At 45.0% G+C, this 23,064-nt stretch carries 22 protein-coding genes; 20 read left to right on the top strand and 2 right to left on the bottom strand.

What is annotated here, in order from left to right:
- Positions 1-12: 12 nt before the first annotated feature.
- Complete coding sequence (locus FTU55_RS03965) at positions 13-366, bottom strand: DUF4124 domain-containing protein (protein ID WP_005182363.1); 354 nt, start codon at positions 364-366, stop codon at positions 13-15.
- A gap of 707 nt (positions 367-1,073) precedes the next feature.
- On the opposite strand from FTU55_RS03965, the gene FTU55_RS03960 reads away from it, so the two are divergent.
- The 19 genes from FTU55_RS03960 (at position 1,074) to der (ending at position 21,356) form a co-directional block, all read left to right on the top strand.
- Positions 1,074-2,801, top strand: coding sequence for an acetolactate synthase 3 large subunit (locus tag FTU55_RS03960; RefSeq protein ID WP_035363671.1), 1,728 nt, complete (start codon positions 1,074-1,076; stop codon positions 2,799-2,801).
- Positions 2,798-3,289: an acetolactate synthase small subunit gene (ilvN, locus tag FTU55_RS03955; RefSeq protein ID WP_005182370.1), complete on the top strand. Its 492-nt coding sequence runs from the start codon at positions 2,798-2,800 to the stop codon at positions 3,287-3,289. Before FTU55_RS03960 ends, ilvN begins: the two co-directional genes overlap by 4 nt.
- A gap of 104 nt (positions 3,290-3,393) precedes the next feature.
- The gene (ilvC, locus tag FTU55_RS03950) at positions 3,394-4,410 is read left to right on the top strand and encodes a ketol-acid reductoisomerase (protein ID WP_005182373.1); all 1,017 of its coding nucleotides are present in this window, start codon (positions 3,394-3,396) and stop codon (positions 4,408-4,410) included.
- Positions 4,411-5,555: 1,145 nt separating this feature from the next.
- Complete coding sequence (locus FTU55_RS03945) at positions 5,556-6,077, top strand: hypothetical protein (RefSeq protein WP_180046244.1); 522 nt, start codon at positions 5,556-5,558, stop codon at positions 6,075-6,077.
- A 69-nt stretch (positions 6,078-6,146) separates the two neighbouring features.
- Complete coding sequence (locus FTU55_RS03940; protein ID WP_016659537.1) at positions 6,147-6,851, top strand: molecular chaperone; 705 nt, start codon at positions 6,147-6,149, stop codon at positions 6,849-6,851.
- Between the two features lie 20 nt (positions 6,852-6,871).
- Positions 6,872-9,172: a fimbria/pilus outer membrane usher protein gene (locus tag FTU55_RS03935; RefSeq protein ID WP_180046242.1), complete on the top strand. Its 2,301-nt coding sequence runs from the start codon at positions 6,872-6,874 to the stop codon at positions 9,170-9,172.
- 14 nt (positions 9,173-9,186) lie between these two features.
- Positions 9,187-9,606, top strand: coding sequence for a hypothetical protein (locus FTU55_RS03930; protein ID WP_005182377.1), 420 nt, complete (start codon positions 9,187-9,189; stop codon positions 9,604-9,606).
- A gap of 167 nt (positions 9,607-9,773) precedes the next feature.
- On the top strand, positions 9,774-11,057 hold the full coding sequence (locus FTU55_RS03925) for a glycosyltransferase family 1 protein (RefSeq protein ID WP_163142800.1): 1,284 nt from the start codon (positions 9,774-9,776) through the stop codon (positions 11,055-11,057).
- Between the two features lie 32 nt (positions 11,058-11,089).
- The gene (locus FTU55_RS03920) at positions 11,090-11,641 is read left to right on the top strand and encodes a phosphatase PAP2 family protein (RefSeq protein ID WP_016659534.1); all 552 of its coding nucleotides are present in this window, start codon (positions 11,090-11,092) and stop codon (positions 11,639-11,641) included.
- Between the two features lie 94 nt (positions 11,642-11,735).
- On the top strand, positions 11,736-11,936 hold the full coding sequence (gene iscX / locus FTU55_RS03915) for a Fe-S cluster assembly protein IscX (protein ID WP_005182385.1): 201 nt from the start codon (positions 11,736-11,738) through the stop codon (positions 11,934-11,936).
- Between the two features lie 108 nt (positions 11,937-12,044).
- Positions 12,045-12,476 (top strand): nucleoside-diphosphate kinase, encoded by a 432-nt coding sequence (gene ndk / locus FTU55_RS03910; RefSeq protein WP_180046240.1) that lies wholly within the window; start codon positions 12,045-12,047, stop codon positions 12,474-12,476.
- Between the two features lie 122 nt (positions 12,477-12,598).
- Positions 12,599-13,834 (top strand): 23S rRNA (adenine(2503)-C(2))-methyltransferase RlmN, encoded by a 1,236-nt coding sequence (gene rlmN, locus FTU55_RS03905; protein WP_180046238.1) that lies wholly within the window; start codon positions 12,599-12,601, stop codon positions 13,832-13,834.
- A gap of 35 nt (positions 13,835-13,869) precedes the next feature.
- Positions 13,870-14,667, top strand: a complete 798-nt coding sequence (gene pilW, locus FTU55_RS03900; protein WP_104470591.1) for a type IV pilus biogenesis/stability protein PilW — start codon at positions 13,870-13,872, stop codon at positions 14,665-14,667.
- Positions 14,658-15,446: a helix-turn-helix domain-containing protein gene (locus tag FTU55_RS03895; protein WP_127799074.1), complete on the top strand. Its 789-nt coding sequence runs from the start codon at positions 14,658-14,660 to the stop codon at positions 15,444-15,446. The genes pilW and FTU55_RS03895 overlap by 10 nt, the downstream gene beginning before the upstream one ends.
- A 22-nt stretch (positions 15,447-15,468) precedes the next feature.
- Positions 15,469-16,590 carry a flavodoxin-dependent (E)-4-hydroxy-3-methylbut-2-enyl-diphosphate synthase gene (gene ispG, locus FTU55_RS03890; RefSeq protein ID WP_005182396.1) on the top strand — a complete coding sequence of 374 codons (1,122 nt, stop codon included), beginning with the start codon at positions 15,469-15,471 and terminating at the stop codon, positions 16,588-16,590.
- 3 nt (positions 16,591-16,593) lie between these two features.
- On the top strand, positions 16,594-17,889 hold the full coding sequence (gene hisS, locus FTU55_RS03885) for a histidine--tRNA ligase (protein ID WP_005182398.1): 1,296 nt from the start codon (positions 16,594-16,596) through the stop codon (positions 17,887-17,889).
- 30 nt (positions 17,890-17,919) lie between these two features.
- Entirely contained in the window at positions 17,920-18,624 is a 705-nt protein-coding gene (locus FTU55_RS03880) for a tetratricopeptide repeat protein (RefSeq protein WP_005182401.1), read from the top strand.
- On the top strand, positions 18,621-19,769 hold the full coding sequence (gene bamB, locus FTU55_RS03875) for an outer membrane protein assembly factor BamB (protein WP_180046237.1): 1,149 nt from the start codon (positions 18,621-18,623) through the stop codon (positions 19,767-19,769). Before FTU55_RS03880 ends, bamB begins: the two co-directional genes overlap by 4 nt.
- Before the next feature lie 174 nt (positions 19,770-19,943).
- On the top strand, positions 19,944-21,356 hold the full coding sequence (gene der / locus FTU55_RS03870) for a ribosome biogenesis GTPase Der (RefSeq protein ID WP_005182406.1): 1,413 nt from the start codon (positions 19,944-19,946) through the stop codon (positions 21,354-21,356).
- A gap of 64 nt (positions 21,357-21,420) precedes the next feature.
- Here der and FTU55_RS03865 read toward each other — a convergent pair whose 3' ends face one another.
- Positions 21,421-22,197 carry an SDR family oxidoreductase gene (locus FTU55_RS03865; RefSeq protein WP_180046236.1) on the bottom strand — a complete coding sequence of 259 codons (777 nt, stop codon included), beginning with the start codon at positions 22,195-22,197 and terminating at the stop codon, positions 21,421-21,423.
- Between the two features lie 100 nt (positions 22,198-22,297).
- Between FTU55_RS03865 and mazG the strand changes: the two genes are divergently transcribed.
- Positions 22,298-23,059 (top strand): nucleoside triphosphate pyrophosphohydrolase, encoded by a 762-nt coding sequence (mazG, locus tag FTU55_RS03860; RefSeq protein ID WP_104487792.1) that lies wholly within the window; start codon positions 22,298-22,300, stop codon positions 23,057-23,059.
- The last annotated feature ends 5 nt before the right edge of the window (positions 23,060-23,064 follow it).

Below are 23,064 nucleotides of genomic sequence, written 5' to 3'. Positions count from 1 at the left end.
GCAAGCAGAAACTTAAAAAACTTGCGGATTGGCACGTTCCTGTTGGGCTTGCTGCAGGGCAGCATTGGCTTCACGTTGCTGTGAATCCATCTCGGGAGCGGTTGCTGGCGTGTTCGCTGTCTGTGCTGTGGTTGGACTGTGCGTATTATTCGCTGCCGCCGTTTGCGCTGAAGTCGTTGGGGCAGAGTTGCGCCAGCCGTAAGTATCGACTTTGCCGTGTTTCTTGGCATTTTTCGGTGGCGGGGTGGTGGTGTAATGGGTTGAACCATTGGCATCGACCCATTTGTAGTACTGTTTGGCCATCACATTGGCGCTGGCCAGTGCGACTACTGAACATAATCCCCAAGTTAAAATAGAGCGATTCATCTTGTTATCCTCATGCTGTATTCAGCTGATCAATCTGCGCGTTTATCTTAGCAATAATTGGCGCCAAAGTTGATTAATTTTTAGGCTGGAAGATGAAAAATAACAGCATGAATCTGCGCCTGAATATCCTCGGCTGTTGTATCTGAAATAACCATTTTACTGCTGCAGAATGATCCATTTTGATGGGTGAATTATAAATAAACGATTTTTTATTTAATAAAATTCATTCATTTTTTTTATGTATTTTATATTTAAAATTTATGTGAAATAAAGGCAAACACATGAAATATCATGTTTTATAACGGAAATTTAAATTTTTCTATGTAATGCTTGAAAACTAGATATGTTTAAAAAACAGGCACACAGCCAAGTTTAGGAAAAAAGCCAATTTTTAAACTTGACTTTAGGGGACGAAACTACAAAAATGCTGTCTTTAGTTTTATATGCCTTAGATCGATCACCCTTCGAATAAGTGTCATGTCATGCAATGGGCAACTTCTCTAGCCGAGAAGCTGAACAAAGCTGTGAAACGTGTTTATCCCAACATGTTTTTAGATCTCATATTGCTCAATCAGCAATCAGATCACAAATTTTTCCTATTGCGATGAAAACTATGAAATATGTGTGCTATAACAGTGCAACAATGAATTAATGAAACGCTGCAAATGCCTCCCATTTCGCAGTGATTAAGATTAGGGTGAATCACGTTGGAACTTTTATCTGGTGGTGAAATGCTCGTTCGTGCATTAGCGGACGAAGGCGTTGAACATGTATTTGGATACCCAGGCGGCGCCGTTTTACACATTTACGACGCGTTCTTTCAACAAGACAAAATCAATCATTACCTTGTGCGCCATGAACAGGCAGCAGGCCATATGGCTGATGCTTACTCGCGCGTAACCGGTAAGACCGGTGTGGTGCTGGTGACTTCAGGTCCAGGTGCAACCAACACCGTTACTCCAATTGCAACAGCCTATATGGACTCCATTCCAATGGTGATTCTGTCAGGTCAGGTTGCTTCTCATTTAATTGGTGAAGATGCGTTCCAGGAAACCGATATGGTGGGGATTTCCCGACCAATCGTAAAACACAGTTTCCAGGTGCGTCATGCCAGCGAAATTCCATCAATTATTAAAAAAGCATTCTATATCGCGTCATCTGGCCGTCCTGGTCCGGTTGTGGTTGATATTCCAAAAGATGCGACCAATCCGGCAGAAAAATTTGCCTACGAATATCCTGAAAAAGTGAAGATGCGTTCGTATCAACCACCACATCGTGGTCACTCAGGTCAAATCCGTAAAGCGATTGATGAACTGATTCATGCCAAACGTCCAGTGATTTATTCAGGCGGTGGTGTGGTGCAGGGCAATGCCGCAGCACAGTTAACTGAGCTGGCGCATATTCTGGGTTATCCTGTGACCAATACCTTAATGGGCTTGGGCGCATTCCCGGGTGATGATCCGCAATTCATCGGCATGCTCGGTATGCACGGTACCTATGAAGCCAACATGGCCATGCACAATGCAGACGTGATTCTGTGTGTCGGCGCGCGTTTCGATGACCGTGTCACCAACAATCCGGCAAAATTCTGTCCGAATGCTAAAGTCATTCATATTGATATTGACCCGGCAACAATTTCTAAAACCATCATGGCGCACATTCCAATTGTGGGCGCAGTTGAACCTGTACTCCAGGAGATGCTGGTACAGCTGAAACAGATGAATGTGTCGAAGCCAAATCCTGAAGCGATTGCAGCATGGTGGGAGCAGATCAATGAATGGCGTAAAGTTCATGGTCTGAAATATGAAAAGCCAACTGATGGCACCATGAAGCCACAACAGGTGGTTGAAGCTTTAGATAAAGTGACCAATGGTGAGGCCATTATTACTTCTGACGTTGGTCAGCATCAGATGTTTGGTGCGCTTTACTACAAATATAAGCGTCCACGTCAATGGATCAACTCGGGTGGCTTGGGCACCATGGGTGTAGGCTTACCTTATGCAATGGCTGCGAAACTGGCGTATCCAGACCAGCAGGTGGTGTGTATTACTGGTGAAGCATCCATCCAGATGTGTATTCAGGAACTGTCGACCTGTAAGCAATACGGTTTGAACGTGAAAATTCTGTGCCTGAACAACCGTGCCTTGGGTATGGTAAAACAGTGGCAAGATATGAACTATGAAGGTCGTCACTCAAGCTCATATGTAGAGTCTTTACCTGACTTTGCCAAGCTGATGGAAGCGTATGGTCACGTGGGAATCCAGATTGACCATGCCGATGAGCTTGAATCGAAGCTGGCTGAAGCCATGGCCATCAATGATAAATGTGTATTTATTAACGTGATGGTTGACCGTACTGAACACGTTTATCCGATGCAGATTGCCGGTCAGTCCATGAAAGATATGTGGTTAGGAAAAGGGGAGCGTACAGAATGAGACACATTATTTCCGTTCTCGTTGAAAACGAAGCTGGTGCGCTTTCTCGTTTAGTGGGCTTGTTCTCTCAACGTGGTTATAACATTGAGACGCTGAACGTAGCACCGACTGAAGACCCGACTTTGTCACGTTTGACACTCACTACTTATGGTGATGACCACAAAATTGAGCAGATTACCAAGCAGCTGAACAAGCTGGTTGAAGTGGTCAAAGTGGTAGATTTGTCTGAAGGTGCGCATATTGAGCGTGAACTGATGCTGATTAAAGTCAAGGCACTGGGTTCAGCACGTGATGAAATCAAGCGTACTGCCGATATTTTCCGTGGTCAGGTGGTCGATGTGACACCAACGACCTATACCATTCAAATTGCCGGTACCACAGAAAAGCTCGATGGCTTTATTGATGCGTTGGCTGAGAACACCATTCTGGAAGTGGTGCGTTCAGGCGTATCGGGTATCGCACGTGGCGAAAAAGTTTTAACTATTTAATTTAACAACGAATTCACCTCTCTCGGCTGGGAGAGGCGCTAGCAAGCTGAATAATGAAATTGCCCTAGCGGACAGGAATCAAAAGCATTTAAGCGGAGACAGCAATGCAAATTTTTTACGATAAAGACTGCGACTTATCTATCATCCAATCTAAGAAAGTAGCGATCATTGGTTACGGTTCACAAGGTCACGCGCATGCGCTTAACCTTAAAGATTCTGGCGTTGACGTAACTGTTGGTTTACGTGCTGGTTCAGCTTCTTGGAAAAAAGCTGAAAATTCAGGTCTTAAAGTTGCTGAAGTTCCTGCTGCAGTTGCACAAGCTGACGTGGTGATGATCTTGACTCCAGACGAGTTCCAAGCGCAACTTTATCGTGACGTGATTGAGCCAAACATCAAGCAAGGCGCGACTTTAGCATTTGCTCACGGTTTCTCTGTTCTTTATAACCAAGTTGTTCCACGTGCTGACTTAGACGTAATCATGGTTGCACCTAAAGCACCTGGTCACACTGTACGTTCTGAATACCAACGTGGTTCAGGTGTTCCTGATCTTATCGCGATTCACCAAGATGCTTCTGGTAATGCACGTAACCTTGCACTTTCTTACGCTTCAGGCGTAGGTGGCGGCCGTACAGGTATCATCGAAACTTCTTTCCGTGAAGAAACTGAAACTGACCTGTTCGGTGAGCAAGCGGTTCTTTGTGGTGGTGCAGTTGAACTGGTTAAAATGGGCTTCGAAACTCTGGTTGAAGCGGGTTATGCGCCTGAAATGGCTTACTTCGAATGTCTACACGAACTTAAATTGATCGTTGACTTAATGTTCGAAGGCGGTATCGCGGACATGAACTACTCTGTATCAAACAACGCTGAATACGGCGAATACGTAACAGGTACTGAAGTCATCAACGAACAGTCTCGTGAAGCAATGCGTAATGCGCTTAAACGTATTCAATCTGGTGAATACGCGAAGATGTTCATCCAGGAAGGTGCGTTGAACTACCCATCTATGACGGCTCGCCGTCGTCAAAATGCTGCTCACGGTATCGAAGTGACTGGTGCTAAATTGCGTGCGATGATGCCTTGGATTCAAGCAAACAAAATCGTTGATAAAGAAAAGAACTAAGTTCTAATTTCTGAGCCAAAAAGCCCTTGTGTTTCACAGGGGCTTTTTTATGTCATTTAAAAATAGAGCTTACTGAGTTAAGTTAACTTCCGTGCCTTAAAGAAAAGAAAGCAGTGCTTTTCTTTCCTTGCACTTCACTCAGAACAGTGTTCTGAGCTTGCTCATACCTTGGATTCAAGCAAACAAAATCGTAGACAAAGAAAAGAACTAATTTCTCGAATCACTTGATTTGAACGCGAAGACCCACTCACTAGAGTGGGTTTTTTTACATTTAATATTGTGTGCCTTGCTTCATTCAAAGGAGTGCTTTTCTTCCTTGTACTTCATACAAAACACTGTTTTTCTACTTCTTGCGCTTCACTCAAGGCGCTGCATTGACGTCGCTGCCAGATCATCGGCATGAAAAAGAACTACTGTACTGAGTGAGATAATTAATCGCATAGGGGTACTAAATTGGCTGAAAAATACTTTTATTTAGAAGAATTATTTTTTACTCAGATTAAAAGTCGAGTGAAAAATGAATAAATGCGAAAAAAGTAAAAAATGAATCAGGAATAAAACAGATTGGGCTGCTTTGGTTTTTTCTGATGTGCTTTATGTATTTTATTATTTCTTCCTGACAGTTTATTGAATAAGGCTATCCCTATTACTAAGTATTTTATATTTAAAATAACAATCAAATAATCTGTTTAAATTGTCAGGCTTCTTAATAATATGTGAAATTTCAACTAATTTTTGGTGGAAAATTCCAATATTTCGAGGAAAACTAAAAAAAAATGTAATAAATGTAAAGGAATGTTTATTGAGGGTATTTAATATTTTTTATAAAAAACATCTATTTGTTTTTATCTTAAAAAACTGGTTAGAAAAAAATTCCCTAAAAATAGTGACCCAAGTAGCAAGGAGAATTTGGGTCACCAAAAAAAGAGAATTAGCCCAAAAACAGTCGATTAGGCAAGAAAAATAATTTTAAAAAATAAATACTTAGCCTTGTGTGAAAAATCCCGTATAGATGGTTTTTTCTGTGGAATACCTACAATAAAAGAACTTGCTCAGGATCGGGTTTTAATCAGTCTAAAGACATTCTGGTTTGGGTGAGTGATTAGAAAAATGGTTCTTATATTAAAGTTATGGAGAAACACGACATGTCTACATTAATTAAAACAGCTATGGCGGTATTATTTGCAGGTACTTGCTCATCAGCAATTTATGCAACAGAAGCTGAAACAGCTGGTAAACCAGGTGGTAAACATAACTGGAATAACTGTACAACTTTAGGTTGTGAAAAAGATATTCCAATTAAACTAGAAGTTCCAAAAAAATGTGAAATTAAAGGCGGATCAGCAATTGAGTTGAGCAAAGCCGGTGGTACCAAAACATCTAACTATACAGTAAGAAGTAATACTCACTATGTATTAAATATTACAACTGCAAACAATGGTACCAATGCAAGTACATATGTTAAGCATGAAGATGATGGCACAGTACGTATTCCAACTACAATCACAACAACAAAAACAGGTGGTGGTGCGATTGCTTGGGGTAGCAGTAACCATGCTGGTCTAGCAGATGATGTCTATACTGTTTCGGTTACTAACTCGGCAGTAGCTCCATTCCAGCGTGCAGGTACATATTCAGACACTTATAAAATCAAAGTGTTCTACTAATTTAGTGTTTCGCCTAACTTGGTCTTCGGACCAAGTTAGGCTTTTTCGTTATAAAAGCTGGGGAATAATATGAAAAAAATAATAGCCTTTTTAGTTTCATCGCTGTGTTATGCATCTGCAAGTTATGCAGGTGTTTCTATTGACCCGGTTCAGATGTATATCAACAGTCAGGCTAAACAAAGAACCACAACGCTTACTTTAGAATCTACAGATGAAACTGAAGCAAAAATTTTTGAAATTAAAGCCTTTAAATGGACGCAACAAGGCAATGGTGAGAATGTTTTAGTACCAGATGACACCCTTATTTTAAATCCCAAAAACTTTATTCTGCAGCCGAATGGCAAACAGACTATCCGTGTTGGTTTTAATCGTCCTTTAGAGTCGGTACTCACCGGTAATCAGGAGGGTGCATGGCGCATTCTGGTGGAAGAAATTCCACAGGCCGTGAAAGAAACCTCAGTTAACTTTCTGCTCAGCTTTAACCTGCCTTTATTTGTCGGTAAGCAGGAAGATACGAACGTTAAATTTAATATTGAGAATAACCGGCTGGTTGCACAAAATCAGGCCAATTCGCATGTTCAGATTAATAATTTGAAGATTGTTGATGCCAATAAGAAGGAAGTGTTTAAGGCCGATACTATGGCTTACTTATTGGCCAAAATGAATTACAGCTATGAGTTAAATGGAACCAAGATTGCAGATCCAAAAAAGTATACTGTCCAATTTTTTACGGATAAGAACGATAACATGGTGGAGCTTAAATTCTCGGACTAGCGGTATAGGGGGAATTTGCGATGAATATAAAAAATCGGTGGTTTATTGTTGTTCATATTTTATTTAGCTTCGCAGCGAATGCGAATGAAAATCCGGTAGAAGAAAGTCTTGCCAATCTGTGGATTAATGAACTTGATCATCATACTGATATTATTTTAATCACAGAAGGGCAGCATTATTATATGGGTTGTGATGTGCTGTCCGAACGGCAAATTCAAGTGCAGAAGTTAAAGAAACATCAGCAGCGTGCGGATTTCTGTCTGGTCAGTGAAGGCGATATTCAAGCGGTTTTTGATAGTTCATCGCAGTCCATTAAATTAACCATCCCCACTCACTATTTTCAATCCGATTTAAACGTTTTTAACCAGAAAGTGATTCCTGAAAAAGCCAGTTTTGGTGGCTTTATGAATTATGACTGGGTCTATGCCAACAGCGATTCAAATGAAGCTTATAGTGGTCTGGCCGAGTTGGGGATCTTTAAAGATTACTGGATTCTCAAGAATTCGGTGCTGTATCAGAATACCTCTGTCGAGGAGCAGGTGGTACGTTTAAATAGCAGTTTTGATCTGGAATTTCCGGAAAGCATGACCCGTCTAACCCTGGGCGACACCACAACAACCTATAACCCGTTAATTAACTCTTTGCGTTTTGCCGGTTTAAACTGGGGAACCAACTACACCGAGCGACCAAGTTTTGTCTATTGGAATATTCCAACCTTACAGGGTAGCGCGCGTATTCCATCTACTGTTGAGCTGTTTATTAACGGGGTGAGTATTTATAGCCAGAAAGTCAGCCCGGGTGATTACATGCTGGAAACAGGGGCGCAAATTCAGCAGGCGGGTGATGCACAAATTGTAGTTGAAGATGTTTTAGGTAATCGCAGTGTGCAAACTTTTCCAGTGCTGGTCACTAACCGTTTATTACGTGATGGCCTGAATGAATATAATATTGCCTTAGGTAAGCTGCGTTATAACTACAATCTGGACAGTAGCGATTATCGGGATTTCTTTGTTAATGGCTTTTACCGCAGGGGGCTGTCTAACGCAACCACCTTGGGAACCAACCTGTCCTATAGTGAAGATATTCAGAATGCAGGGGTTATGTGGACTCAGGCCATCAGTAATATTTTAATTGTAGACAGTGTGGTCATGGCCTCGCATGATGACCGGAATCAGATGAACTATTCCTATGGTTTATCCGCCAGCAAAGATTTCGGGAATTTTTCACTGGGTGCCAGTTCCAAGTATACCGAACGGGATTTTAAGTTTTTAGGCGATGATCTGGACAATGTTTCGAATTATCCAAAATTTGAAAATCTGGTGTATTTAGGGCTGACCAATGTGCCTTATGTGCACAATATTAATCTGAACTATGCTGAACAGAAATACTATGATCATCCTGAATTTGAACAGCAGAACCAGCGGGTGATCAATGTCGGATTTAACCGGAATTTTGGACGCCGATTTGCTGTCGGGCTCAGTTATTTCAATGCTTTTGGCGATCGTAAAGATTCTGGCGGGATATTATCTCTTAGTTATAATTTTGATAATGATAAATCCGTCTATTTTAGTCAGTCTGCAGACCAGAACACCAACCTGCAGCTAGTGAAAAGTGACTCGAGTCAGGTCGGCTTTGACTATGCTGTCGGTGTGAATCATCGCAATGATGACACACTTTATAATGTAAATGGCCTGCTGAAAACCAAGGTAGGTGATCTAGATTTTTACCATGTTCAGGGCAAGGAAACGCGTGACTCGCAACTGGCTTATCGTGGTGCTGTTGTCTGGCTGGGTAATCAGTTAAGTTTTACCAAAATTGTTGAACATGCTTTTGGTTTGGTCAAAGTCGGGGATTATCAAGATATTGATATTCTACGCTCACTGGTTTATGTCGATAAAACCAACAAAGACGGCTATGCCTTTGTGCATGACATTATTCCTTATGTGAAATACGACATCGCCTTTGATGAAAACCAGTTACCTATCGAAGATAAAATTCTTTATTCAAGTAAACAAATTACCGCGTTAAACCAGCGCGGCTACAAAATCAATTTCCCGGTTTTCCATGCTAAACAGGTTCGTATCCGGCCGGTAGATGTCCAAAATCGCAGTTTTGTACCGGGATCAGAGCTGCATATTAACAATGAAGGTGGCGAGGTTTATCCGATTGGTTCGGATGGAACGGTCACTTTATATGGCTTGATTCCAGGGAATTATAGTGTCCGGATTAAAACCCGAGAGGCGCAAACCTGTAGTGCTGTATTACAGGTTTCAGCTCAGGCACAAGATATAACTGTACCAGTTGAACTTGTGTGTAAATAAAAGGAGTAGGGGTAATGAAAGCGAGTGTACTGTTTTTAGTCTGTTGTATCAGCAGCAGTCTGTCTCTGGCACATGCGAGACAATGCCAAATCGAGCGTTTAACGGCAACCCAATTAAATTTGAATGCCTCTTATTTAAGTCAGGCTGCGACTTCCTTTTCGGTGAATTGTGATAGTCGTTATGCCATTAAGTTTAATAGCCGAAATCTGGTGAATAGTACAGGCAGCAGTTATCTGGTGAATGAGAAGAATTATAAGCTCAGAACCCAGATGAATATTAGTGGTGCCAGCTCTTCACGCTGGAATGTTCCGCTTAGTCAGGCTCCCACTGGTCAAGATAAATTTGTGGTGTTGGTACAATTAATGGAACGTCCAACGGCAAGAACACCTGCCGGTGTATACCGGGACAGTCTATATATTAATTTGATGTTTTAATTATGCTTTAAATATTGGAAATATCGAATATTTTTCCAAGGCTCTAACCAGGCGGGTGCAATACCACGAGTTTGATACAAGTATGAAATTAATTTCATGAATTTATCATAAAACTGCAAACTGTAAGGATTATGCTGGGCAGACAACAACAACAGAGGAATACGCGGATGTCAGCGTCTTCACGCACACTGGTATTAAAGTCGCCTAATATTCCTGAGAATTTTAAATTTTATTTTAAACAGGAAAAACAAAAAAACGCGATTAATGAAGTCATTGAAATTGAAGAGCTGGTGCGACCTCGTTTAAGAATTGCGTTAGTGACAGAAACCTGGCCGCCAGAAATTAATGGTGTAGCCAATTCATTATTACAACTGTGCAAAGGATTGCAAAAACTGGGACATAAAATTCTACTGATTCGTCCTGAACAAAAACAACCTTGTACCGATTTTAGTCCCAACAAAGAATGTCTGGTCAAGGCGCAGTCTATTCCGAAATATGGTCATCTGCAGTTTGGCTGGCCACAGCTTTATAAACTCTCCACTGCCATGGATGAGTTTGAGCCAGATATCGTGCATGTGGTGACCGAAGGGCCGCTGGGTCTGGCTGCGTTACAGGTGGCAAAATCCAAGCAGATTCCGGTGTCTAGCGGCTTCCACTCTGCCTTTCAGGACTTTAGCCGCTTTTTTGACCTGGCTTTTCTGGTTAAACCGATCCAGCGTTATCTGTGCTGGTTCCATAACAATACGCAACTGACCTGTGTACCCAGTACCGATACCGAGCAGTCTTTACGCCAGTTTGGTGTGGAAGGCCCACTGGTGGTCGTTGGTCGTGGGGTCGACGTCGACAGGTTCTCACCGCAACATCGTTCAGAAGCCTTACGTTTACGTTGGGGCGCCGATGAACAGACCCGGGTGCTGATTTATGTGGGCCGGGTGTCGCCAGAAAAAGAAGTGAATGTGGTGATTGATGCCTATCGGGCCATGCAGTCCATTGCCAAATATCCAACCAAGCTGGTGGTAGTAGGCGATGGTCCGGACCTGAAACGTCTGGAAGGGCTGAACACCGATGGCGAAGTCATTTTTATGGGCAGCTTAAGCGGACAAAAACTGGCTGAAGCTTATGCTAGTGCCGATGTGTTTGTCTTTGCCAGTCAGGTAGAAACCTTTGGTAATGTGGTGCTTGAAGCCATGGCCAGCGGCTTGCCAGTCGTGGCGTATGACTATGCTTGTGCCAATTTGCATGTCAAGCAAGATGAAACCGGCTGGCTTAGTCCACTGGGTGATGTCGCCGGAATTATGCGTTCGATTTATCAGTTACCAAGCGCAAAAGTATTAAGACAGATGGGTAAAAAAGCCCGTGAATCTACCCAGCATATCGGCTGGCAATATCCGATCCAACAATTTGAACAGGCACTTTATCGGGTGGTGCAGGAGTCGCATATGACGACCTAGATTTTAAGCTCAAGCTTAAAGGAGAGCATAGAATGAAACTTAAAAATGCAAAAATAAGAATACTTGATCTCGACTTGAAAGGCTGTTTGTATCTCAATCATTTTTCCCACTCCGAACGGGTGGCTTATTTCTTTAAAGTGGTGAGCCGCTTAGGCGACGGTTTATTCTGGTATGTCATGTTGGCCACAGTCTGGTTATGGCAGGGTCTGCTGTATGGATTACAGATTATCTACTTGCTGTTAGGTGGATCGGTCGGTACGGGCATCTATAAACTGCTTAAAAGCAAAACGGTGCGTCCCCGTCCTTATCAGGTACATCAGGTGATCCGCCTGGGCGAGCGTCCGCTTGATCACTTTAGTTTTCCTTCCGGTCACACTTTGCATGCGGTCATGATTACCACAGTGCTGGGCTATATTCAGCCGCTACTGCTGGTGTTGATGTTACCTTTTACCATTCTGGTGGCGCTATCACGTATGGTGCTGGGGCTGCATTATCCAAGTGATGTGGCGGTCGGTGCACTAATTGGCGGTCTGGTGGCCAGCTGCATTATTTCGGCTGCGCCGTATCTGGAAATTGCGCTATAGCCCATTCACCGGCGGTACGGCCTGTCAAAGCTGGTACAGCATTTGCAAAATTTGCTAAAGTAGTGCATCACACTAAACTGCCTTAGGAATAGACATGGGTTTACGTTGGACAGATAGCATCGATATCGCTATTGAATTGTATGAAGCACATCCAGATGTCGATCCGCAATGGATCCGTTTTACTGACCTGCATGCCTGGGTTTGTGCACTTCCAGATTTTGAAGATGATCCGACCAAGTCAACCGAAGGTCTGTTAGAAGCCATTCAAATGGCATGGATTGACGAAGCACGTTAACAGCGACCTCAAAAAACCGATTTTTTTACAGATTAAACGCAGAAAAAAGCCCATTTTTCGGTATAATGCGGCAAAATTTCTGTCAACTTTGACTTTAAGGAGCCAATCATGGCTATCGAACGTACATTATCTATCGTTAAACCAGACGCAGTTGCTAAAAACGTAATCGGCGAAATCTTCGCACGTTTTGAAAAAGCGGGTCTTAAAATCGTTGCAACTAAAATGAAACACTTGACTCAAGCTGAAGCTGAAGGCTTCTACGCTGAGCACAAAGAACGTGGTTTCTTCGCTGACTTAGTTGCGTTCATGACTTCTGGTCCAGTGGTTGTTTCAGTTCTTGAAGGTGAAAACGCAGTTCTTGCTCACCGTGAAATCCTGGGCGCAACTAACCCTAAAGAAGCGGCTCCTGGCACTATCCGTGCAGACTTCGCTGTAAGCATCGACGAAAACGCTGCTCACGGTTCTGACTCTGTAGCATCTGCTGACCGCGAAATTAACTACTTCTTCGCTCAAACTGAGATTGCTCCACGTACTCGTTAATACGCAGTATTCAAACCAGATAAGTGTTATTATACTTATCTGGTTTTTTTATTCTCTGAATAATCCTTTGCTCACATATTGAGCTTCTCCTTTCATCTTTAGACATGGTTTAGGTAACACACATGAGTACTGAAGCAGTCGCTGTATCAGCCGTTTCTGATGCACAGCAACACACTCCATCCGCTCCTGCACAGGAAAAAACTGTGGAGAAAGTGAACTTACTTGGCATGTCACGTCCGCAAATGGAAAAATTCTTCGAAGATATGGGTGAGAAGAAATTCCGTGCCGGGCAGGTGATGAAATGGATTCACCAGTATTTCGTGACTGATTTTTCTGAGATGACCAATATCTCAGGCAAGCTGCGTGAAAAGCTGGAAAAGATTTGTAAAATTAAAGCGCCAGAAGTGGTGCATAAAAACTTCTCCAAAGACGGTACCCGTAAATGGGTATTCCGTGTGGGTGATGGGGAAGGCTCACTGGTTGAAACCGTACTGATTCCAGCAGAAGATAAAACTGGTTCACGTAAGACCCTGTGTATTTCTTCACAGGTGGGCTGTGCACTGGATTGCTCATTTTGCTCAACTGGTAAACAGGGCTTCCAACGTGACCTAACCCAAGCGGAAATTATTGGTCAGTTGTGGATGGCAAACTATTCCTATATGGAAGATGTGCCTATCGCGGATCGTGAGCGTTCGGTGACGAACGTGGTGATGATGGGCATGGGCGAGCCGCTGCTGAACTATGATGCGGTCTTAAACTCGATGCGTATTATGCTGGATGACTTCGCCTATGGCATGTCAAAACGCCGTGTAACGCTGTCGACCTCGGGTGTAGTGCCAAAAATTGACCAGCTGGCTGAAGATATTGATGTCGCGCTGGCGATTTCTTTACACGCCACCAACGATGAACTGCGCAATGAGCTGGTGCCAATCAACAAGAAATATCCACTGGAACAGCTGATTGCAGCCTGCCAGCGTTATATCAAAAAAGATGGCAACGAAAGTGCGCGTAAGCACGTGACCATTGAATATGTCATGCTCGATGGCGTGAATGACAGCATTGAACATGCCAAAGAGATGATCAAGCTGCTCAAAGACCTGCCAAGCAAAATCAATTTAATTCCGTTTAACCCGTTCCCGCATGCGCCATATGGCCGTTCAAGCCGGAACCGGATTATTTCTTTCCAAAAAACTTTGTCTGATGCCGGATTTGTGTGTACGATTCGTCAGACACGCGGTGATGATATTGATGCAGCGTGTGGCCAGCTGGTGGGACAGGTGGCAGACCGTACCCGTCGTGCGGAACAATGGAAAAAGAAAGTTGCAGAGCGAAATGAAATTATGCGCTCTCAAGGATAATTAAATTTAGGGGGAGAGGTCCATTGACTAAGTTGATGTATAAATTCACAACCATCAGCACATTGTGTGTGGCTGCATGGATGAGCACCGGCTGTCAAACCACAACTCCTACTTTAAGTCCGAAAGATCCGGAAAAGGCAATTCAGGTGCGTACCCAGCTGGCGGCCGAGTATTTAAAATCGGGTGATTTAGACTCGGCCAAACGTGCCCTGGATCAGGCGCTGGAAACAGATTCGCGTGATTCCATGGCCAATATGATGATGGGCGTGCTGCTACAGCAAGAAGGAAGCAAGCTGAATCTGGAGAAGGCCGATACGTATTTTAAGCGTGCCATCTCTGCCGATCCGAACAATGCGCAGGCGCGTAACAACTATGGTACGTATTTGTATCAGGTTGAACGCTATAATGATGCCATTGAACAGCTGAGTATTGCCGGGGCAACACTCGGTTATGATCAACGTTTTCGTGCATTGGAAAACGTGGGGCGGATTTACCTGAAACTGGGCGATATGGCGAATGCTGAAAAATCATTCAAGCAGGCTCTGCAGGCGAACCGTGACTCCTATGTTTCAATGTTAGAGTTGGCGGAAATTTTTTATTTCAACCAGCAGACTCCTGCAGCATCCAGAATGTATGAACAGTTTGTGCGTGCTGTGGGACAAAAAAATCAAGGTGCGCGTGCATTGTGGATTGGGATCCGTGTTGCACGAGCAAATGGCGATCAGTTGGGACAGCAGGTGCTGGTCAATCAGCTTCGGGCATTGTTCCCTGAAAGCCAGGAATATCAACGTTATTTGCAATTACAGCACAGTACTGAGGCCGTATGGAAGTAAATCCTAATTCACCGCAATCAAATACAAATGTAGCGCCCAATGCATTAGGAAATATCCAACGCCCAGGTGAGTATCTGCGTCAAATCCGTCAAAATCAGAAGCTTGAGCTTGAAGATGTGGCGCAAGAATTGAATATTCCGGTCAAAACCCTGACGGCGCTGGAGCAGGATGAATACAAGTCACTGCCTGAAGCGACCTTTATCAAGGGTTATTACCGCACCTACGCCAAATATTTAAAAGTCGATGCCACCAGTATCATCCAGCGTTTTGATGAAATCTATGCCAATGATACCGGCATGCTGCCGAATCATGCCCTGAATAATTCCCCAATTAAAATTATGGGCAAACTGCCTGGCTCGAATCGTGACCGTAACCGCAAATGGTTAAAACGTATTGCGCTGGCGGTAGTGGCACTGGCCTTAATCTGGATTATCATCGCGGCCGTGCAAAACTGGTCATCTTCGCAGTCGAGCGACACTGAGCAGAATATTGTGCCAATGTCTGATGTCGAAATTATTAATTTAGACAACAGCAGTGCCGTGACCGGCGATCAGCTGTCTTTAAGCTTTAACCGTCCGACGTCGGTTCATATTGTGGATTCGACCGGGAAGGTGCTGGCCACTGGCCGTCAGGCGTCCAGCTTGAATTTAACTGGTGAGGCACCATTTCAGATTCGTTTAGATGATGCAACCGCAGTGTCATTAAGTCTAAACAATGAAAATATTTCATTGTCTCCATATACCGTCAATGGCAAAGCGGAATTCCGTTTGTCGCCTTAATGGCACAGAGTAGAGCGAAATCATGATTGAGAATCCAATTCGACGCCGTCCAACCCGTAAAATTCGTGTCGGTTCAGTCTATGTGGGCGGTGATGCGCCAATCAGCATTCAGAGTATGACCAATACCGAAACCTGTGATGTCGCTGCAACGGTTGCGCAAATTCAGCGCTGTGTTGATGCTGGTGCAGACATCATGCGGGTATCGGTACCAAGCATGGAAGCCGCACAGGCTTTTGGTGAAATCCGTAAGCAGGTCTCTGTTCCTTTGGTGGCTGATATTCACTTCGACTATAAAATTGCTTTGGCTGTGGCCGATTTCGGTGCTGACTGTCTGCGGATTAACCCGGGTAATATCGGTTCGGAAGCGAAAATCCGTGAAGTGGTGGCTGCGGCCAAACATCATGATATTTCCATGCGGATTGGGGTCAATGCCGGTTCACTGGAAAAAGATATTCAAAAAAAATACGGCGAGCCGACCGGTGCAGCCTTGCTTGAATCGGCCATGCGCCATATTGATATTTTAGACCGTCTGGATTTCCAGGAATTTAAGGTCTCGGTGAAAGCATCGAATGTATTTTTAACCATGGATGCCTATCGTTTGCTGTCGCAGCAAATTGATAATCCGCTACATTTAGGTGTGACTGAAGCGGGAATCTATCGGACCGGTTCGGTGAAATCAGCGATTGCCTTAGGTGGCCTGCTGATGGAAGGCATTGGCGACACCATGCGTATTTCCCTGGCAGCAGAGCCGGAAGAAGAAGTCAAAATTGGCTTTGATATTTTAAAATCGCTCGGCCTGCGTTCTAATGGCATTAACTTCATTGCCTGCCCAAGCTGTTCACGTCAGGAATTTAACGTGATTAAAGCCATGCAGATGTTGGAAGAGCGTCTGGAAGATGTCCGCACTCCAATGGATGTGTCGGTGATTGGCTGTAAAGTTAACGGTCCGGGCGAAGCCAAAGAAGCTGATATTGGCGTGGTAGGTGCAAGTCCGCGTTCACTGGTGTATCGTAATGGTGAAAAGAGCCATTTAATTGATACCAATCAATTGGTTGATGAAATCGAAACAATGGTTCGTCAACGTGTTAAAGAGCTTGAAGAAGCTAAGTCAAAAGAGATTATTCGCACAGGTTTTTCTGAGTAGATCATGAGTTCAATCGTCGCAATCAAAGGTTTTAATGACATTCTCCCAACCCAGACCCCGGCTTGGAGACGTCTGGAACAGCATCTGTCCAGTCTTATGGATGCTTATGGTTATCAGCAAATCCGTTTGCCGATGGTTGAGCAGACCCATCTGTTCAAGCGTTCCATTGGTGATGCAACCGATATCGTTGAAAAAGAAATGTACACCTTCCTGGACAAAGGCAATCCGCCAGAGTCATTGACTTTACGTCCGGAAGGTACGGCAGGCTGTGTACGTGCCATGCTTGAGCATAACCTGCTGCGCGGTGCAACGCCTCGCGTGTGGTATATCGGCCCAATGTTCCGTTATGAAAAACCGCAAAAAGGCCGTTATCGCCAGTTCCATCAGTTTGGTGTGGAAACTTTTGGTGTCGCTACCCCAGATATGGATGCCGAGCTGATTTTAATGACCGCGCGTTTATGGAAACGTATGGGCGTTGCAGATAAAGTTCAACTTGAACTGAATACTTTAGGTGAGTCAGATGAACGTGCCGCGTATCGCGCCGCCTTGGTTGAGTTCCTGGAAACGCACAAAGCCGATCTCGATGAAGATTCTCAGCGCCGTTTAAGCACCAACCCGCTGCGTATTCTGGACTCTAAAGATGCCAAAACTCAAAGCATCCTGGAAAATGCACCAAAACTTCACGACTTTATGGGTGAAGACACCATGGCGCATTTTGCCCTGTTGCAGCAGTATCTGACTGATGCCGGTGTCAGCTTCGTGATTAATCAAAAATTGGTCCGTGGTCTGGATTATTACAACAAAACTGTATTTGAATGGACCACCACCCATTTGGGTTCACAGGGGACAGTGTGTGCCGGCGGCCGTTATGATGGTCTGGTGGGGCAGTTAAAAGGCAAGCCAGAACAGTCGGTTCCGGCAGTTGGTTTTGCCATGGGCATGGAGCGTTTATTGCTTCTATTGGAACAGGTCGAAGACAACAGCCCAAGCCGCGATTGTGAAGTATTCCTGGTGGCCGATCCGGCATCACAAGGTAAAGCACTGGTGCTGGCAGAGCAGATTCGTGACCAGCTTGAAGCCAGTGGTAGTGCCATTCGCCTGAAAGTCGGCTCACAAGGCTCGATGAAAAGCCAGATGAAAAAAGCCGACCAGTCGGGTGCACTGTATGCTTTAATTCTGGGTGAGCGTGAGTGGGAAAACCAGCGCTTCGCCGTTAAAGAACTGGCCACTGCCGAGCAGTTGGATGTAGCTGTGGCAGAGATTGTGCCATTTATGATTGAAAAATTTTCTTCAAAATAAGCCAAAGAATATAAGGAAAAGGGTAATTCAATGAGCGCATTAAGTGATGATGAACAACTTGATCATTTAAAATCATTCGCTAAGAAATATGGTTCTGCAATTATTAGCGGGATTTTGATTGCGCTGATTGCCTTTTTCGGATGGCAATACTGGCAGAAGAAAAACCTGGCTGAAGATCAGACCAACACCGCCAAAGTCCAGCAACTGATGGACGAGGCGCGTGCGGCTGAAGGCGATGACAAAGCTTTCCAGAATCTGTCAACCACGGCCGATAAGATTGTGAAAGAAGCACCAGATTCCGTCCAGGCCATTCAGACCCAGTTCTTAATGGCGAAACTGGCCTATGATCAGGGCGATTATGCCGGTGCAGAAAAAGCCTTAAAGAAAGTTGAAAATTCTAAAGTCGATGATGCCGGCTTAATGCAGGTATTAAAACTGCGTTTGGCCTATGCGCAATTGGCACAAAAGAAATATGATGAGGCACTGAAAACCTTGTCTGCCGTCAACGATCCTGCCTTTAAAGCAACAGCTGAAGAAGCGCGTGGTGATGTGTACGTGGCGAAAAATGATATTGAAAATGCCAAAAAAGCGTATCAGAACGCATGGAATGCGTTACTTGAACGTCAACAGGAACGTCAAATTTTACAAATTAAACTCGAAAGTGTCGGCGTTTTAGTTGATGATCCTGAAATTGAACGTCCTGTAATCGACACACAAGTGGATGAAACTGAATGAATAGAAAATATAAGATCCCGTTTGCACTAACTGTTTTAAGCCTTGCATTGGTTGGCTGTTCAAGCAACAGCATTAAAGTTGAAAAAGTAAAACCGAATCCTTTGCCAAAACTGCAACAGGCCAAAACCCTGGTGCCTGTATTTTCTCAAAACACCTCATCGACTGCTGAAGAAGATCCGCTGCGTTTACAGCTAGATGTCGATAATGGCGTGGTATTTAATATTGATCCTAAAGGTGAAGTAGCAGCCTATCGTGGCAAGCAGCGTTTGTGGCAGACCGAAGTCAGCAAACAGGGGCTCAGCTCAGGTGTAGAAGCGGCAGAAGGTCTGGTGATTGTTGGGAATCAGAAAGGCCAACTGTTTGCACTGGATCAGGCTACAGGTGAGAAAAAATGGACCGCACAATTGACTGGCGCCATTCTGGCACCTTCGCTGGTGCATGCCAACCGTGTGGTGACCATCAGCAATGATGGTATTGTCTATGCGCATAACCTGGCGACTGGCCAGCAAATGTGGACTTACAATTTGCCGAATGTCCAGTTTAGCCTGCGTGGTAGCGCTGCACCGGTAGCGGTTGATCCGCGTACCGTGCTGGTAGCAACCGCCAATGCTTATATTTATGCAATTGATGTGGTGACCGGTACGCCGCGTATGCAGCGCCGTGTGGCCATCAGTGAAGGTCGCTCCGATATTCAGCGTTTAAATGATATTGATGGCGATCCGGTAGTAGCTGGCCAGTTCCTGGTCACTACCAGCTTCCAGGGCCAGGTGACCGTCACTGATCTGGCTTCACAGCAAGTGGTTTGGAGCGAAGACCTGAGCAGCACCAAACGTCCGGAAGTGGTCGGCAATGGGGTTTTTGTCGCCAGTGCCGATGGCCGTTTAGTGGCTTATGAAATTACCAGTGGCCAGAAGCTGTGGGAAAATGACCAGTTGCTTAACCGTCGTTTAAGTAACCCGGTAATGCTGGGTCAGGACCTGGTGGTGGGAGATATGGATGGTGTCTTGCATCTGTTTAACCCGAGCAACGGTCAGCTGATTGGTCGCGCCAAAACCAGCGGTGAAGTGCGTTCTTTACGTGTCATCGACAACCAGTTATATGTTGGTACGCAAAAGGGTGCATTCAGCATTTGGCAAAACCGTTAACTTTTTGTTGCCTTATGTTAAACTAGGCGACAATTTCCGTATTTTTTAACGCGGGGTGATTGAATGTTCAATGCCCCGTGTTTTTATTCAGGTCTTTGACTCAAATTTTTTCTTCCCATTTGTTTCTGATGTTCAGACCCGTGTAGTGGACTGATCTCAAATAAAGGTTAATCTATGAAACCCGTAATTGCGCTCATTGGTCGTCCGAACGTCGGAAAATCAACGTTGTTTAACCAGATCACCAAGAGTCGTGATGCTCTGGTCGCAGACTTTGCCGGCCTGACGCGTGACCGTAAATATGGTGATGCGACCTATCAGAATAAATCCTTCATCGTGGTCGATACCGGCGGTATTGGCGAATCTGAAGGTGGTATCGATTCTTACATGGCCGAGCAGTCGAAAACCGCCATCCATGAAGCCGATATGATCATCTTCGTGGTCGATGCGCGTGCCGGTCTGCTGGCTTCGGATGAGCAGATTGCCCGTGAACTGCGTACGCTGGGTAAAAAAGTCTTTCTGGTGGCCAACAAGGTCGATGGCGTACATGCAGAAGCCGCGCTGGTTGAATTCTTTAAACTGGGGATGGGCGAGCCAATGCAAGTGGCCGCCAGCCATGGTCGCGGTGTTCAGCAGATGCTGGAAGAAGTACTGCAAGATGTGCCGGAAGATGAAAACCCGGAAGAGCGTGATGAAGACACGGGTCTGCGTCTAGCGATTATTGGTCGTCCAAACGTGGGTAAATCGACGCTGGTGAACCGTTTGCTGGGTGAAGAGCGCGTGGTTGCTTTTGACCAGCCGGGCACAACACGTGACTCGATCTATATTCCGTTTGAGCGTGAAGGGCGTAAATACACCCTGATTGATACTGCCGGTGTACGCCGTAAAGGCAAGGTCGATGAAATGATCGAGAAATTCTCGATTGTAAAAACCTTGCAGGCGATGAAAGATGCCAACGTGGTGGTTGTGGTGGTCGATGCGCGTGAAGGGATTGTCGAGCAGGACCTGCACCTGATTGGTTATGCGCTGGAAGCTGGCCGTGCCATGGTGATTGCGATCAATAAATGGGACAACATGTCTGAATATGATCGCAAGCAGTGTAAGCTGGATGTCGAGCGCCGCTTTGACTTTATTCCTTGGGCGCGTATTCACCTGATTTCAGCGCTGCATGGCACTGGGGTGGGTGATCTTTATCCATCGATTCATCGTGCTTATGAGTCTTCGCGCTTAAAAGTATCACCAGCCAAACTGACTCAGATTCTGAATGATGCAACTGAAGCGCACCATCCGCCAAAAGTGCAGGGTCGTGCCATTAAAATGCGTTATGCACACATGGGAGGCCAGAACCCGCCAACGATTGTAATTCACGGTAACAAGGTGGATAAAACCCCGGCCGATTATCGTCGTTACCTGGAAAACGTGTTCCGTAAGGTCTATAAGCTGGAAGGAACTCCGGTGAAGATTGAATTTAAAACCTCTGAGAACCCGTTTGAAGGACGTAAATCACAGGTGGATGAACGTACTGCTGCGCGTCGTCGTCGTTATGTACAGAAGTTTAAGAAAGCCGAGAAGAAATTTAAACGCGGTTAAGCGGTTTTTACTTGATACAAAAAAAGCCCGAATCAGATTCGGGCTTTTTTATGGCCATCAGTTTCTAGTCTGGACGCCGTGCCAGCCACATATTGCTATAACGATTCACCCACTGCGGGCTTAGGCGCGACAGGGTAAACAGGAATTTGCTTTTTAATCCGACCGGCTGATGGGTGGCGGTAAATAGCGAGCTTTTTCGCGTAACACAACTGAAAATTTCATCGGCCACATCTTCCGCGCTTAAATGTACCCCCATATTTTGGATGGTGCCGGCATCCATATCTTTGACCATGGCGGTTTGTACAAACAGCGGCATCACATCCAGCACCCGGATACCGTATTTTTGCCATTCTACATCCAGCCCTTCGCTTATACCGCGTACCGCAAATTTACTGGCCGAATACGACACCAGATCGGCCTGTCCATAAATGGCCGAAGCTGACGACAGGTTCACCACCCGGGCAAAAGTCGCCTGTTTTAAATAAGGCAGTGCGGCATGACAGCCATTTAGTACCCCATTGACATTAACTTGCATGGTGCGCTGATGCGCCTGAATCTCGGTGTCTTCAAAAGCACCCGAATATAAAATGCCGGCATTGTTGACTAAAATATTCAGCTCGCCAGCCCAGTCTACAAAACGCGCCAAAGCCGTTTGCCACTGCGCATAATCCGCGACATCCAGCCCGCCGGCTTGCGCATTAGGACCCAGCTGCTGCGCCAGTTGCTCGGCCAGCGCAACATTTAAATCATAAATTCCGACTTTATAACCCGCCTGATAAAATAAGCGGGCCACTGCTGCACCAATGCCTTGTGCTGCGCCACTAATGAAGATACTGTGCATGTGGCTAACTCCTTGTGTTTTTGTTTTTCAACGTGTGGTTCTGTTGAGAGCATAGCAAATATTTTTATGTAGATGATGGTTGAAGAAGGTAGAAATCGGCATGGATCAGTTATTGGCAGTGATGAAACAGCTTCGTGAGCAATGTCCGTGGGACCAGAAGCAGACCCCAGAATCGCTGACCAAGTATGCGATTGAAGAAGCCTATGAAGTCGAAGCGGCCGTGCGCAGTGGTCATGCTCAGGACGTCAAAGAGGAACTGGGCGATCTATTGCTGCAAGTGGTATTCCAGTCGCAAATGTATAGCGAGCAGGGTGCTTTTGACTTTCAGGATGTGGTGCAGGCCATTACCGATAAAATGATTCGCCGTCATCCGCATGTATTTCAGCCCGAGCAGTTTGCGGCCTTAAGCCCGGAAGATGTCAGTGCATTGTGGCAGCAGATTAAACAGCAGGAAAAAGCCGGCAAACCTGCATCGCGCTTATCTGAGGTCAAACATGGCCCGGCCATTCAGCAGGCTCAGCAGTTACAGCACAATGTCGCGCAGATTGGCTTTGATTTTCCCGATGTCACTGGCGCGATGCAGAAAGTCGATGAAGAGTTGCAGGAGTTGAAACAGGCGGTGGATCGGCAAAATTCCGACGAAATTCTGGATGAGCTGGGTGACTGTTTATTTTCTTTAATTAATGTTGGCCGTAAACTGAATCTGTCCAGCGAAATGGCTTTGCTGAGTACCGTACATAAATTTAGAACCCGCTTTGCTTTCATTGAACAGCAGTTACAACAGCAGCATAAAAATATAGAACAGGTGTCGTTGGCTGAAATGGATCAGTTGTGGGAGCAGGCAAAACAACAATTAAAATGACAGAG

It is taken from the genome of Acinetobacter sp. YH12117, assembly GCF_013418865.1.
Taxonomy (GTDB): Bacteria; Pseudomonadota; Gammaproteobacteria; order Pseudomonadales; family Moraxellaceae; genus Acinetobacter; species Acinetobacter indicus.
The sequence above is the reverse complement of the archived record's forward strand: the minus strand, read 5'-3'. Positions and strand labels throughout refer to the sequence as shown.

Coding starts and splice junctions, on each gene's coding strand:
- FTU55_RS03945 (WP_180046244.1), top strand. CDS start 5,556: ATGTCTACATTAATTAAAACAGCTATGGCGGTATTATTTGCAGGTACT.
- ndk (WP_180046240.1), top strand. CDS start 12,045: ATGGCTATCGAACGTACATTATCTATCGTTAAACCAGACGCAGTTGCT.
- ilvC (WP_005182373.1), top strand. CDS start 3,394: ATGCAAATTTTTTACGATAAAGACTGCGACTTATCTATCATCCAATCT.
- FTU55_RS03865 (WP_180046236.1), bottom strand. CDS start 22,197: ATGCACAGTATCTTCATTAGTGGCGCAGCACAAGGCATTGGTGCAGCA.
- hisS (WP_005182398.1), top strand. CDS start 16,594: ATGAGTTCAATCGTCGCAATCAAAGGTTTTAATGACATTCTCCCAACC.
- bamB (WP_180046237.1), top strand. CDS start 18,621: ATGAATAGAAAATATAAGATCCCGTTTGCACTAACTGTTTTAAGCCTT.
- FTU55_RS03935 (WP_180046242.1), top strand. CDS start 6,872: ATGAATATAAAAAATCGGTGGTTTATTGTTGTTCATATTTTATTTAGC.
- FTU55_RS03925 (WP_163142800.1), top strand. CDS start 9,774: ATGTCAGCGTCTTCACGCACACTGGTATTAAAGTCGCCTAATATTCCT.
- FTU55_RS03880 (WP_005182401.1), top strand. CDS start 17,920: ATGAGCGCATTAAGTGATGATGAACAACTTGATCATTTAAAATCATTC.
- FTU55_RS03965 (WP_005182363.1), bottom strand. CDS start 366: ATGAATCGCTCTATTTTAACTTGGGGATTATGTTCAGTAGTCGCACTG.
- iscX (WP_005182385.1), top strand. CDS start 11,736: ATGGGTTTACGTTGGACAGATAGCATCGATATCGCTATTGAATTGTAT.
- FTU55_RS03920 (WP_016659534.1), top strand. CDS start 11,090: ATGAAACTTAAAAATGCAAAAATAAGAATACTTGATCTCGACTTGAAA.
- der (WP_005182406.1), top strand. CDS start 19,944: ATGAAACCCGTAATTGCGCTCATTGGTCGTCCGAACGTCGGAAAATCA.
- FTU55_RS03940 (WP_016659537.1), top strand. CDS start 6,147: ATGAAAAAAATAATAGCCTTTTTAGTTTCATCGCTGTGTTATGCATCT.
- FTU55_RS03930 (WP_005182377.1), top strand. CDS start 9,187: ATGAAAGCGAGTGTACTGTTTTTAGTCTGTTGTATCAGCAGCAGTCTG.
- mazG (WP_104487792.1), top strand. CDS start 22,298: ATGGATCAGTTATTGGCAGTGATGAAACAGCTTCGTGAGCAATGTCCG.
- FTU55_RS03895 (WP_127799074.1), top strand. CDS start 14,658: ATGGAAGTAAATCCTAATTCACCGCAATCAAATACAAATGTAGCGCCC.
- ilvN (WP_005182370.1), top strand. CDS start 2,798: ATGAGACACATTATTTCCGTTCTCGTTGAAAACGAAGCTGGTGCGCTT.
- rlmN (WP_180046238.1), top strand. CDS start 12,599: ATGAGTACTGAAGCAGTCGCTGTATCAGCCGTTTCTGATGCACAGCAA.
- ispG (WP_005182396.1), top strand. CDS start 15,469: ATGATTGAGAATCCAATTCGACGCCGTCCAACCCGTAAAATTCGTGTC.
- pilW (WP_104470591.1), top strand. CDS start 13,870: ATGTATAAATTCACAACCATCAGCACATTGTGTGTGGCTGCATGGATG.